This is a genomic window from Streptomyces fagopyri (assembly GCF_009498275.1).
GTDB classification, from domain to species: domain Bacteria; phylum Actinomycetota; class Actinomycetes; order Streptomycetales; family Streptomycetaceae; genus Streptomyces; species Streptomyces fagopyri.
On the sequence record NZ_CP045643.1, the window covers coordinates 8,402,046 to 8,414,951 of the forward strand.

The window sequence follows — 12,906 nt, forward strand, 5'->3', positions numbered from 1 at the left end:
GCTGACTCCAGTACCGACTCCAGTACCGAATCCGGCGCTGACTCCAGTACCGAAACCTGTGCCGACTCCAGTACCGAATCCAGTACCGAAAATCCGCACGGGAACCAGAGAGGAACACCGATGAAAGCCATCGTCGTCCGGGACCGTGACACGGCCGCCGGCGGACCGGTCTTGACGGACCTGCCCCATCCGCATGCCTCCGAGAACGACGTCGTCGTGCGGGTGCACGCCGCGGGTTTCACCCGCGGAGAGCTCGACTGGCCGGCGACCTGGTCCGATCGGGCCGGCCGCGACCGCACCCCGAGCGTGCCCGGACACGAGGTCTCGGGCGTCGTGGCAGAGCTCGGCTACGGAACCACCGGCCTCACCGTCGGCCAACGGGTCTTCGGTCTGACCGACTGGACCCGCAACGGCTCGCTGGCCGAGTACGTCGCCGTCGAGGCCCGCAACCTCGCCCCCCTGCCCGCCGACGTCGACCACACGTCGGCGGCCGCGCTGCCGATCTCCGGACTGACGGCCTGGCAGGGACTGTTCGACCACGGGCGGATCGAGACGGGCCGGACCGTGCTGATCCACGGCGCGGCGGGCGGTGTCGGTTCGATCGCCGTGCAGCTCGCACGCGAGGCGGGAGCCCATGTCATCGGCACCGGCCGGTCCACCGACCGGGAGACCGTCCTCGCGCTGGGCGCGCACGCGTTCCTGGACCTCGGGACCGACCGATTGGAGGACGCCGGCCAGGTGGACGTGGTGTTCGACGTGATCGGCGGGGACATCCTCGACCGGTCGGCCGCCCTCGTACGCGGGGGCGGCACCCTCGTCACGATCGTCCAGCCTCCTTCCGTCCGGCCCGAGGACGGGCGGTCGGTCTTCTTCGTCGTGGAACCCGACCGCGTACGCCTCACGGACCTCGCACAGCGGCTGCGCGACGGCAGACTCGACGTGCGGGTCGGTGAGGTGCGACCGCTGGCCGACGCGGTCGCCGCCTTCGCTCCCGGCAGACGTGTTCCCGGCCGGACCATCATCCGGGTCGCCGAGGACTGAGGACTGAGGACTGAGGACTGAGGACGACGGGCGGGACACGCCCGTGCCCCGGTGCCGGGGTGGTAGCCGACGGCGGTCGGCCGGTCAGTCGGTGGGCCCCGGCCGCCGTGGCAGCCGTACGGTGAAACAGGCGCCGCCCTCCGGCCCGCGCCCCCGCGCCGTCACCGCACCGCCGAGGCGCTGGGTGAGCCGGTGCACGATGGCGAGGCCGAGACCGGTCCCGACGGGGCGGACGCCCTGGTAGCGGGCGTGCAGGGTGCCGCGTTCGAAGGCGACCGCGGCGTCCTCGGGCGTCAGCCCGGGACCGCCGTCGCGGACCTGGATCCGGGCCGCGTCGCCGTCCGGGGCGAGGGCCAGCACCAGGGGCGCGCCCGCCGGTGTCACCCGCAACGCGTTCTCCGCGAGACCGTCGATGATCTGGCGTACCCGTACGCCGTCCGTCTCGACGCTCAGCGGGCGGCCCGGCCGCTCGACCCGGAGGACCACACCGTGCCGCGCGCAGCGGGCCGCCCAGACCGTGCCGGCCTTCTCGACCAGCGCGTCCAGATCCACCGGCCGGGTCTCGACACGGAAGTCGTCGGTCTCCAGGTGGGCGAGATCCAGCAGGTCCCGCACGAAGCGTTCGAGCCGCCGGGTCTCGCTGAGCAGGGTCTCGCCCACCATGGGGAGATCCTCGGGCCCGATCACACCGTCGGCGAGCGCCTCCGCGTAGCCCAGGGTCGCGGTGAGCGGCGTGCGCAGTTCGTGCGAGACGGAGAGCAGGAACTCCCGCTGGCGGTTCTCGCTGTGCGCCAGTGCCTCGTCGAGGACGTTCAACGCACTGGTGAGGTCGGTCAGTTCACGGGGTCCGCCCGGCGCGGCACGCAGCCCGCGCTCGCCCTCGGCCAGGCGCCGGGCGGTGGTCGCGGCGGCGGTGAGCGGGCGGGACAGGCGCCTGGCCAGCAGCAGCCCGGCGAGGCCGCCGCCCACCAGACCGACGGCGAGCGGGAGCGGGAGCGCCCCGCGCATCCGGGCCACACTGTCATGGACGACGAGGTACGGCTGGGTCAGCACGACGCCGCCGCCACCCGGCGCGGGACGGCCCTCGATCAGCACCTGCGTGCCGTCGAGGGACGCCTGCGCGGACACCGCCCGGCCGTCGAGCAGCCTCGTCCGCGTCCGGTCGTCCACGGCCGCGGACGCCGGGCCCACCGTCTCTCCGCCGGGGGTGACGACCGCGACCTGCTGCCCGTTGGAGCCCGCGAGCCGCTGTTCACGGTCGAGCAGCAGCTCCGAGAGGGCGGGCGTCCGGCTCAACACCTCTGCCTGACGGCCCAACTGGTCGCGTTGCTGGGCCTCCGCGCCGGTCCGGACGAGATACCAGGCGGTGACGCCCGTGAGGACCACGGCGACCAGCGCGACCGCCGTCGTGACCAGGGTGATGCCGCGGGTGATCGGACCGGGCCGCCGCCACAGCCGGCCGCCGCCGTACCGGGGGACCCTCACCGCGCCGCGTCCGCCGCGCTGTAGCCGACGCCCCGGACGGTCCGGATCGGGCTGGCGTCACCGAGCTTGGCGCGCAGCTGCGCGACATGGACGTCCACGGTCCGGCTGCCCCGGTAGTCGGCCTGCCCCCACACCTGCGCCAGCAGCTGCTCGCGGGGGAAGACCCGGCCGGGATGGCGCAGCAGATGGGCGAGCAGGTCGAACTCGGTGGCCGTGAGTTCCACGGGCCGCCCGTCGGCCTCCGCGGTCCGGCGCACCGGATCGACCGCGACCCGGCCCACCCGCCGCACCGCGGCCTGGGGCGGTCCGGCCGCGCGCCGCAGCACCGTCTTGACCCGGGCGACCAGCTCCCGGGGCGAGAAGGGTTTGGTCACGTAGTCGTCCGCGCCGAGTTCCAGACCCAGCACCCGGTCGGCTTCGTCGTCGCGTGCCGTGACCAGCAGTACCGGCGTCCAGTCGCCGTCCTCGCGCAGCCTGCGGCACACCTCGACCCCGTCCAGCCCAGGCAGCGCGATGTCCAGGACGATCGCCACGGGACGCAGCCGCCGCGCCGCCGCCAACCCCGCCCGGCCGTCCGTCTCGACGTGCACACCGAAGCCCTCGCGGGTCAGATAGAGCCGCTGGAGGTCGGCGATGTGCCGCTCGTCCTCGACGACCAGCACGAGGCCCTTGCTGTCCGGCATGCGGTGCTCCTCGTCCTCCGCGCGCCGGGGTCCGTGGGGGACCCGTGCGGGGGATGCGTACGGGGGCCGTACGGGGGGTCGTACGGGACGGGCCGTACGAGGGGTCGTACGGGCATTCGATGCTAGCCCGGCGGCGCCGGTACGAAGGTCCGCGGCCGGGCGCCCTGACATTCCTCGAACATTCCGCTGATCCACCGCTCACCTGCGGCTTCCATGATCCCGTCATGACTGTCTCCGCACCTCCCGACACCGCACACCCCGGCCCGCCCCCCGCCACACCGCCCGGCGCGCTGCACCGCCTGGGCCGGTGGTGCGCCCGTAACGCCCGCCGGGTGATCTTCGCCTGGCTGCTCGTCCTGGTGGCCGCCTTCGCCGCCGACCGGGCCTGGGGCGGCACCTACGAGGACGAGTTCTCGCTGCCGGGGACGACCGCGCAGCGGGGCGCCGATCTGCTGGAGGAGCACGGCAGCGACCTGAAGGGCGTCGGCGCGCAGATCGTCCTGAGGGCGGACGACGGGCTCGCCACCCACCGGACGTCGCTCGACGCCGCGATGGCCGGGATCGGCCGGCTGCCGGAGGTGCTCACTGTCGCCGGGCCGCTGACCACGCCGGGCGCGGTCTCCGCGGACGGCACGACCGGGTACGCCACGGTCCGGTTCGCCGACAACCCGGCGACCTTCGACCGTTCGTACCTGGACCGGGTCGACCGGGCCGTCGGCGGACTGCGCGCGGATCACGTGAGCGTGGACTACGGCGGGCCCCTCGGTCAGCTGGCCCGTCCCAAGGCCGCCGACGGGCTGTCGGAGGCGATCGGCCTGGTGACCGCGGTGGTCGTACTGCTGTTCGGCTTCGGCAGTGTCGCGGCTGCCGGTCTGCCCCTGGTCACGGCGGTCGCCGGACTCGCCGGGGGAGTGGCCGTCCTCGGACTCGTGGCCGCCGCCGTCACTTTCGGCGCCACCGCGCCCACCCTCGCCACGATGATGGGGCTGGGCGTCGGTCTCGACTACGCGCTGTTCCTCACCACGCGCCACCGGGGACTGCTCGCGTCCGGGGCCCGCCCGGAGGAGGCGGCCGGACGCACCCTCGCCACCAGCGGCCGGGCCGTCCTGGTGGCGGCGGCGACGGTCGCCATGGCGCTCGCCGGCCTCTACGCCTCGGGTGTCTCGTTCATCGGCAGCCTGGGCGCCGCCGCCGGGATCACCGTGCTGGTCGCCGCGCTCGCGTCGCTGACCCTGGCGCCGGCGCTGCTCGGGCTGGCGGGCGCACGCGTCGACCGCTGGAGCGTGCGCCGACCGGTGGCCGACTCCGAGGGCGACGACGACACCTGGCGCCGCTGGGCCGCCACCGTCCGGCGCAGGCCCTGGCTCTTCCTCGCCGCGGGCCTGGTGGTCCTCGGAGTCCTCGCGGTCCCGGTCGCCTCCCTGCGGCTCGGTCACATCGACGCGGGCGCGAGCCCGGCGGACTACACCGAGCGCCGGGCGTACGACCTGATCTCGGACGGGTTCGGCGCGGGCACCAACGGCCCGCTCACGGTGGTCGTCGCACTGGACGGGACCGGCGCGGACCGGGACGCGGTCACCGACGGCGTGCGCACCGCGCTCTCCCGCACCCCCGGCGTCGTCACCGTCACCGGACCGGTCGCCACTTCGGACGGCGGCCTGCTCACCGCCACCGTCGTGCCCCGGCGGGGGCCGGAGGACGCGTCCACCGCCGCCCTCGTGCACCGGCTGGCGGACCAGATGCTGCCGCGTGCGCTCGCCGGCACCGGGGCGCACGCCTACGTCACCGGCACCACCGCCGTCCAGATCGCCTTCCGCGACACGCTGGTGGAGCGGCTGCCGTGGGTCGTCGCAACGGTCGTCGGAGCCGCCTTCGTCCTGCTGCTCTGCGTCTTCCGCAGCCTCCTCGTGGCCCTCAAGGCCGCCGTGCTCAACCTGTTGTCCATCGGAGCGGCCTACGGTGTGGTGGTCGCCGTCTTCCAATGGGGCTGGGGCGGCCCCCTGTTGGGTGTGACCGAGCCCGTGCCCGTCGAGTCGTTCGTCCCCATGATGATGTTCGCCATCGTCTTCGGACTCTCGATGGACTACGAGATCTTCCTGCTCTCACGCATCCGTGAGGTGTGGCTGGAGACCGGCGACAACGACGCGAGCGTGGCCGGCGGACTGGCCGCCACCGCGCGGGTCATCAGCTGTGCGGCGATCGTCATGACCAGTGTCTTCCTCGCCTTCCTGCTCTCCACCAACGTCGTGATCAAGATGATGGCGCTCGGGCTCGGCGTGAGCGTGGTCATCGACGCCACGGTGGTGCGGCTGCTGCTCGTGCCGGCCACCATGTACCTGTTCGGCAGGGCCAACTGGTGGCTCCCTCGCCCGCTCGACCGGATCCTGCCGCGCCTGGACCCCGAGGGGACTGCCGCGCCCCGGCAGCCCGAACCCCTCTCGGCCCCCGCGCCGGGGACGACCGCGTGAGGCGCCGCGCCGTGATCGCCCTGACCTGCGCGGCCGCGCTGGTCGCCCTCCCGGTGGGCGGTGAACTGCTCGCCCGCGCCGATCTGCGGCACCGCATCCGTACCGCGGTGGCATCCCGGTTGCCGGACGCGGACCTCCGGATCGGGCTCTCGTCCCGGCCCGCTCTTCTCCAACTCGCCGACAGGCGACTCCCGTTCGTCGAGGTGGATTCAGCGCACGCACGGATCGGCCGGATTCCCGACGCCTCGTTCCACGCCCGCCTGGAGGGAGTACGGCTGACCGGTGACGCCCAGAAGCGCGCGGAGGTGGCCTCGGCGCGGGTGACGGTGCTGATCCCGCCGAGCGCCGTGGCCGGCCTGACCGGGGACTCCGGCGGCCCCCCGGTCACCGGAGTGCGTACCGACCCCCGCCGGGACACCCTGACACTGCTCATCGGGCAGGGCGGCCTCGGACGCGTCACCGTCCGGCCCGAGACCGCGGGCGGACGCGTCGGGATGACGGTGACCTCGGTCGAGATCATGGGCAGGGCCGCCCCCGACGCCATGGCGCGACGGATCCGCGACGCCGTCGCACAGCGGGCCGACCCGGCGGACTACCCGCTGGGACTGCGCGCCACCTCGGCGCGGGTCGAGGAGGACGGCATCCACGTCCGCCTCGCGACGGACGGGCCCACCACCCCGAACAGCGCCGGCTGAGCGACCGACCGGGGAGGCTGGTCCCGTAGGGGGTGGTCGACCGGCATGTGTCGCCGGGCCGGTCGGCCGGTCTCGCGCGGGGTGGCCGACCGGCCCGCGAAAACCGGTCCGGTCGGCCCGTACGTCCCGGGACACAGGCGCCCGGCCGCCAAGGGGCACCCGCGCAGGGCCCGCTGCCGTCCGGCCGGGTCAACCGGCTGCGGGCAGGGTGAACTCGTAGACGAGAGCGTCCTGTTGGGCCTCCACGACGAGGTCGGTGATCTCCAGGGGCCGGTCGTACTGGTCGTGCACGCGCCGGGTGACCAGCACCGACTGGGGGAGCCGGGTGATCGCGTCCCGGTGATGCAGGGTCAGCCCGGCCCTGCGCATCCAGTCGTAGGCCCGCCGCAACTGCGCGGAGGCGGTGCCGTCCGCGCGGTCGCGGTAGCGGGCGAGTTCCTCCACCTCCGTCACCGCGACCGCGGAGAAGGAGGTGACGGCCGTACGGAGCCCGCTGCCGTCCGCCGCGGCCGACTCGTAGCGGTGCACGAGGGTCGGGCGGCGCGGCGCGAGGCCCAGCGCCAGGGCGTGCTCGGGCGGGGGCGCCTCCCAGGTCACGCTCGTGTGCCGGACGCCGCACGGTTCCCGGGTCTGCGCGCCGACCGGGAAGTCGAGCGACGGGATGTGCTCGGCGTGGCTGCCGGGGAGCGTCGCGTGACTGCCCCGCCGGTCGGTGGAGACGAGCCCGGCCAGTCGCAGCTGTTGCAGCGCCTGGCGTACGGTCTCCCGGCTGACCCCGAACCGGGTCGCCAACTCCCTCTCTCCCGGCAGGCGTTCGCCGGGCGGAACGGTGCCGTCGCGCAGTTCGCCGAGGAGCTGTGCGGCGATCCGCGAATACCGGGGCTCCTGGTCGGAGGGGTGGATGTCCTGCGCGAGCGGGTCGGACGGACGGATGTCGGACGGGTGGCTGGTGCGGGCCATGTCCGCGCCTCCTGCGTGGTGACTAGACGTAGCCGTGCGGGCTCGTTGCGCGACCAGATCTAGCATTGGTCTAAACCACAAGGGAAGGGCGGCCGGGAGGTTAGGCCGAATTCAGACCGCCCGCTCCCGGCGGTCCCGGCGTGCTCACAGGGCGCTGTAGAGCGCGTCCACGAGCGCCATCTTCCTAGGGTCGTCGGCGATGTGCGGCCCCATCCGGTTCATGACGTACCCGAGGGAGACGGCCGCCTCGGGGTCGGCGAGACCGCAGGAGCCGCCGAAGCCGTCATGTCCGAAAGCCCTCGGGTTGGGTCCGTACGACGCGTTCGGCCCGCTCAGCCACAGGCCGAGGCCGACCTCCGTCTCGTGCTCGAACCCGGCGCCCAGGACCAGGTCCCGGCAGCTTCCCTGCCCCTCGCGCACCCGTTCCGCGGCCTCCGGCGACAGCACCTGCCGCGAGCCGTACGACCCGCGCCCGGCGAAGATCCCGTACAGCGCGGCGATCGCCCGTGCCGTGCCGTGCCCGTTCGCGGCCGGGATCTCGGCCGCTCGCCAGCGCGCGGTACCGGCCTCGGCGGCGCCGACCGGTGGATTGGTCAGCGCGGCGATCGCCGTCGGCACCAACTGGGCGAACACCGCTGCCTGTTCGCTGCTCGACGCGGCCGGCGGATGCACCAGCTCCGCCACTCGTCCGACCTCCTTCTCGGGCAGTCCGACGGTGAAGTCGATCCCGAGCGGACCGGTCACCTCCCGCTCCAGGAACGCGCCCGGCAGCAGCCCGGACACCCGTCGCACCACCTCGCCGACCAGATGGCCGAACGTGAGCGCGTGATAGCCGGACCGCGTCCCCGGCTCCCACCAGGGCTCCTGGGCGGCGAGCCGGCCGACGGTCAGCTCCCAGTCGCAGAGCTGCTCGAACGTGTGCGGTTCGCGCAGCCCCGCCAGCCCCGCGCGATGCGACAGCAGGTGCCGTACGAGGACGCCGTCCTTGCCCGCCGCCGCGAACTCCGGCCAGTACGCGGCCACCGGCGCGTCGAAGTCGAGCAGTCCGCGATCGGCCAGGATGTGCGCGCACAGCGCGGTCGGGCCCTTCGACGTCGACCACACGTTGACGAGCGTCTCGCGTTCCCAGGGGCGGACGCGCCCCGCGTCGGCCCAGCCGCCCCACAGGTCCACCACCGTCTCGCCGCCGAGGACGACGGTCACCGCCGCGCCCAGTTCGTCACGGTCCCGGAAGTTCTCCTCGAAGGCCGCGCGAACCGCCGTGAAGCGTGCGTCGCAGTGGCCCCGGACATCGGGTGCGGGCTGGGACATGGAGACCTCCGTCATCGGCAGGGACACCGGACCCGAACATACCGACTGGTCGGACCGGGTGGAAGTGGTCATACGGCATCGGTCTCCGCCGGCCCGTCGCGCGCCCCTGCCGTGTGGCGCGGTGTCCGCCCTCCCGTCATCGCGGGCTCTTCCGGATGTCACCCAACACCCCTACGCTGCACGTCGGTTGACCACCGATGCGGGAGAGGCAGGGGGAACATGCGCAGACATGTGAGGGTGTTGACGCGTACGGGGATCGCGGTGGCGACGGCGGGAGCCATCGCCCTGACCACGTCCCCCGGGGCGAGCGCGGCGGACCTCTCGTACTCCGCCGCCACCTCGGTGGGCGTCCACAACTCCTACGACAAGGCGAAGTATCCCTACTTCGCCGACGCGCTGGACTCCGGCGCCGGGATGCTGGAACTCGACGTGTGGACCAACGTGTTCGGGGCCTCCTGGCGCGTCTCGCACAACAACCCGATCGGCAACGACAACAACTGCGTGAACGCGGCGAACGCCTCCGAACTGCGCACCAAGTCCCGCGACCGCGATCTCGGCGGCTGCCTCTCCGACATCCGGGCGTGGCACGACGCGCACCCGGGGCACCGGCCGATCCAGCTGAAGATCGAGATGAAGGACGGCTTCGCGGCCAACATCGGCCGCGGCCCCACCCAGTTGGACTCCTTGCTGACGGCGAAACTCGGTGACGCGCTGCTGCGCCCCGCCGACGTCGTGGGGTCCCACCCCGACCTCGACTCGGCCGTCCGGGCGGACGGCTGGCCCGCCCGCTCGGCTCTCGCGGGCAAGTTCGTCGTCGAACTCATTCCGGGCACCGTCGAGGAGGGCAACCCTTTCGACTCGCTCTGGACGGACCGCGAGTACGCCACCCACCTCCGTGACCTCGCCGCCGCCGGCCGGCTGCGCGAGGCGTCCGCCTTCCCCGCCGTGCACGGCGCGGCCGCGGGAGACCCGCGCACCCGCTACACCGACACGACCATCCGCCCCTGGTTCGTGATGTACGACGGCGACGCCGCCGCCTACGCGGGCGGCACGATCGACACCGCCTGGTACGACGAGCGTCACTACCTCGTCGTCATGACCGACGCCCAGAACGTGTCCCCCGCCATCGACGGCACCAACCCCACCGAGGCCCAGGCACGGGATCGCGTCGCCCTCCTCGCCGGGCGGCACGCCAGCGTGGTGTCCGCGGACTGGTACCCGCTGCCCGCCGTGCTCGCGACGGTGGTGCCGCGCGGAACGGCGGGCTGAACCCCCGGCGGTCCCGCGGCAGGACGACGTCCGCCCCGTCGCGACGCCCTGGACATGTGAAGCGGTCCATCGCGACGCCCTAGAGGTGCGAGGGGAGCCAGTCGAGCTGGGCCGCCTCCTGGTAGGGGCCCCCGCCCTCGTGGTCGTTGAAGTCGTAGACCTCGATCGTCTTCTCCTCGTGCGCCCAGGCGTTGAACGCGGCGAAGACCGTGGACGGTGGGCAGGTCTGGTCCTCCAGACCCGCCGAGAAGAGCGCCGGCGCGCTGCCGCGTGCCGCGAAGTGGACTCCGTCGAAGTAGGAGAGGGTGCGCCGGACGTCGTCGGCACGGCCGCGGTGGGTCTTGAGATAGCTGCCGATCTCCCGGTAGGGATGCCGGTCGGTCAGCGTCGTCGCGCGCGGGAAGTCGCAGAGGAACGGCACATCGGGAGCGATCGCGGCCAGGTCGGGCACGAGACCGCCGACCGCGATCGTGATGCCGCCGCCCTGGCTCGCGCCGACGGCCGCGGTGCGCGCCGGGTCGACCAGCGGATGCGAGCGGACCGCCTCCACCGCCCGCACTCCGTCGGTGAACACCCGGCGGTAGTAGTAGTTCTCCGGCGCGTCGATGCCGCGGGTCATGTAGCCGGGGTACGCGGGCGCGCTGCCCACCGGGTCCGGGGTCTCGCCGCCGCCCCAGGCACTGCCCTGACCGCGCGTGTCCATCACGAAGTGCGCGAAACCCGCCGAGGCCCACAACAGATGAGTGTGGGCGAGGCCGCGGCCGCCGCCGTACCCGACGAACTCGACGACCGCGGGCAGCGGCGCGTCGGCCCCGGCCGGCAGGGTGAGCCAGCCCATGACCGGGTGCCCGCCGAACCCGGCGAACGTGACGTCGTACACCTCGACGGTCCTGAGACGGGTCGCGACGGGCTCGAAACGGGCGCCCAGGCCGTGTTCACGTGTCTCCTGGAGGGTCTTGGCCCAGAAGTCGTCGAAGTCCTCGGGCTCGGCGGAGGCACTGCGGTACTCGCGGAGCTCGTCGAGGGGGAGGTCGAACAGGGCCATGAAGGACCACCTTTGAAGACGTCACGGTTGCGGATGATCACACCGTACGGGGGCCGTCCGAGGGCCGCCAGGCTTGGATCCGCGTCCACCCGCGCCCGGTGACGCCGGCCACCGGGCCTCCTGCCCCGCGTCCCGCCCCTCATGCCCGGGCGGCAGCCGCGCACGTCAGGGCGTGTGGCGCCGCCACTCCGGCCCGATACGCACCCAGTCCCGCTCCCACTCGGCCAGACGCCGACGTGCCGCGACCCGCCGCCCCGCGACATGCACGCCGACGACGGCGGCCACGGCGGCCACGGCGGTGAACAGGCCCGCCATCAGCGTGTGCTGCCAGACGGCGGACGAGCTCTGCGGGGGACCGACCCGCCGGCCGGCCGAGTCCAGCCAGACATGGGTGTGCTCACCCCGCCGCGAACCCGCCCGGACCTCGGCCAGGCCGGTGCGCGACTGCCCGCCGGGCGCCTTCCAGCGCACCCTCACCTGGTACGCGGGCTGTCTTCCGGACGGCGAGGTCACGGCCACGGGCGCGTCCTCGACGAGCACGGCTGCCACCCGGTGCCGCTCGGCCCGCTGCGCGGCGGCCCGCCCCCGCGCGTCGTCGTACACCCGCCACCCCACGGCCGTCCCGGCCAGCGGCGCGCCGACGGCCAGCAGCACGACGACGGCCAGCAGCGCCCACGCCTCCACGACGTCCGAGCGTCGGCGCAACGGACTGCGGCGCCGGCGCCGGCCGCGTACCCGCTCACGCATCGTCATCTCCCTGCCCCGCTCCGCCCCTCCCACGGCCTACCGCGTACGGCCGCGAGCGTCCCCGGAGGACCCGTACGGAGATCTTGCCGCCGCACGAATGATCCGCACCCCCTGTGGAACCCGCGAACCACATCTCGCGGCGAAACAGGAGCCACCATGACGCATTCCCGTCCAGCGGCACTCGACGCCCACTGGCGCGCGGCCAACTCCGCCCAACGGGAGAGGAGGAGGCGATGAGCACCGGTACGCGCTCCATCACCGTCGGCATCGACGGCTCGCCGACCAGCCTCGACGCCGCCGACTGGGCGGCCCGGGAGGCCAGGCGCCGCCGGCTCCCCCTACGGCTGCTGCACGCGGGGACCGGGCCGGCCGTCTCCGGCCGTGTCCCGGACGTCGACGTCCCCGCGGGGCGCACCCGGACCGCACTCGACCGAGCGGCCATCCGGCTCTCCTACGCCCACCCGGAGTTGGACATCATCGCCCGCCGTACCGGGACACCCGCGGTGCAGGCCCTGCTGGCCGCCGCCGCGGACACGGAGACCCTGGTCGTCGGTTCACGCGGCTCCACCGGGTTCGCGGGTTTCGAGGTCGGTTCGGTCGCCCTGGCCGTCGCGGCCCGTGCCGAACGCCCGGTCGTGGTGGTGCGCGCGGGTGAACTCCCCGAGGACGAAAGGACACCCGTCAGGGACGGCGCACCGCCCGGTTCGGCGCCCTACCTGCCGGTGGTGCTGGGCCTCGACGTGGACCGTCCGGCCGACGACCTGATCCGCTACGCCTTCGACACGGCGGGATTCCGTTCGGCGCCGCTGCACGTGGTGCACGCGTGGACGCGGTCCGAGCCGTACGCTCGTGAGGTCCGTGCCGGCCGTACGCCCCGGCCCGACGACACGGCCGAGGGCCGGGACGGCGAGGGCCGGGCGCTGGCCGGCGCCCTACGGCCCTGGCGCCGCAGGTTCCCGGGGACGACGGTCCGCGCGCACGTGTTCCAAGGCCGTCCCGGACCGCACCTCCTGAGGGCGTCCGCACGGGCCGGCCTGCTGGTCGTGGGGCGCGAGGCGGGCACGGGGCCGGGCCGCGTCGTGCGATCGCTGATCCGGCACGCCCCGTGCGCGGTGGCGGTGGTTCCGCACGGCTGACGGGGAAGTCCGGGCGTAGCACCGGCGCCCGGCCCGGGGCGCGCGATGCACATCCCCCGCCGGGAG

11 protein-coding genes are annotated in these 12,906 nt (G+C 74.0%); 5 read left to right on the plus strand and 6 right to left on the minus strand.

Annotated features, from left to right (window positions below):
• Positions 1–120 precede the first annotated feature (120 nt).
• The gene (locus tag GFH48_RS36320) at positions 121–1,041 is read left to right on the plus strand and encodes an NADP-dependent oxidoreductase (RefSeq protein ID WP_153292304.1); all 921 of its coding nucleotides are present in this window, start codon (positions 121–123) and stop codon (positions 1,039–1,041) included.
• A gap of 84 nt (positions 1,042–1,125) precedes the next feature.
• Here the strand turns inward: GFH48_RS36320 and GFH48_RS36325 are convergent, their stop codons facing one another.
• Positions 1,126–2,526: a sensor histidine kinase gene (locus tag GFH48_RS36325; RefSeq protein ID WP_153292305.1), complete on the minus strand. Its 1,401-nt coding sequence runs from the start codon at positions 2,524–2,526 to the stop codon at positions 1,126–1,128.
• A complete protein-coding gene (locus GFH48_RS36330; RefSeq protein WP_153292306.1) occupies positions 2,523–3,209 on the minus strand; it encodes a response regulator transcription factor in 687 nt (228 codons plus the stop codon). The genes GFH48_RS36325 and GFH48_RS36330 overlap by 4 nt, the downstream gene beginning before the upstream one ends.
• 224 nt (positions 3,210–3,433) lie before the next feature.
• Here GFH48_RS36330 and GFH48_RS36335 point away from each other — a divergent pair, with 224 nt between their 5' ends.
• Positions 3,434–5,677 carry an MMPL family transporter gene (locus tag GFH48_RS36335; RefSeq protein ID WP_153292307.1) on the plus strand — a complete coding sequence of 748 codons (2,244 nt, stop codon included), beginning with the start codon at positions 3,434–3,436 and terminating at the stop codon, positions 5,675–5,677.
• The gene (locus GFH48_RS36340; protein WP_194280778.1) at positions 5,674–6,372 is read left to right on the plus strand and encodes an LmeA family phospholipid-binding protein; all 699 of its coding nucleotides are present in this window, start codon (positions 5,674–5,676) and stop codon (positions 6,370–6,372) included. Before GFH48_RS36335 ends, GFH48_RS36340 begins: the two co-directional genes overlap by 4 nt.
• 189 nt (positions 6,373–6,561) lie before the next feature.
• Here the strand turns inward: GFH48_RS36340 and GFH48_RS36345 are convergent, their stop codons facing one another.
• Both GFH48_RS36345 and GFH48_RS36350 read right to left on the minus strand, forming a co-directional pair.
• Positions 6,562–7,332, minus strand: a complete 771-nt coding sequence (locus tag GFH48_RS36345) for a GntR family transcriptional regulator (protein WP_153292309.1) — start codon at positions 7,330–7,332, stop codon at positions 6,562–6,564.
• Between the two features lie 144 nt (positions 7,333–7,476).
• Positions 7,477–8,643 carry a serine hydrolase domain-containing protein gene (locus tag GFH48_RS36350; RefSeq protein ID WP_153293286.1) on the minus strand — a complete coding sequence of 389 codons (1,167 nt, stop codon included), beginning with the start codon at positions 8,641–8,643 and terminating at the stop codon, positions 7,477–7,479.
• Between the two features lie 219 nt (positions 8,644–8,862).
• On the opposite strand from GFH48_RS36350, the gene GFH48_RS36355 reads away from it, so the two are divergent.
• A complete protein-coding gene (locus GFH48_RS36355; protein ID WP_153292310.1) occupies positions 8,863–9,912 on the plus strand; it encodes a phosphatidylinositol-specific phospholipase C domain-containing protein in 1,050 nt (349 codons plus the stop codon).
• 79 nt (positions 9,913–9,991) lie between these two features.
• On the opposite strand, the gene GFH48_RS36360 is transcribed toward GFH48_RS36355, so the two are convergent.
• On the minus strand, positions 9,992–10,957 hold the full coding sequence (locus GFH48_RS36360; protein WP_153292311.1) for an acetylxylan esterase: 966 nt from the start codon (positions 10,955–10,957) through the stop codon (positions 9,992–9,994).
• Positions 10,958–11,122: 165 nt separating this feature from the next.
• Positions 11,123–11,704, minus strand: coding sequence for an Rv1733c family protein (locus GFH48_RS36365; RefSeq protein WP_153292312.1), 582 nt, complete (start codon positions 11,702–11,704; stop codon positions 11,123–11,125).
• A 233-nt stretch (positions 11,705–11,937) separates the two neighbouring features.
• On the opposite strand from GFH48_RS36365, the gene GFH48_RS36370 reads away from it, so the two are divergent.
• The gene (locus GFH48_RS36370) at positions 11,938–12,840 is read left to right on the plus strand and encodes a universal stress protein (RefSeq protein WP_153292313.1); all 903 of its coding nucleotides are present in this window, start codon (positions 11,938–11,940) and stop codon (positions 12,838–12,840) included.
• The last annotated feature ends 66 nt before the right edge of the window (positions 12,841–12,906 follow it).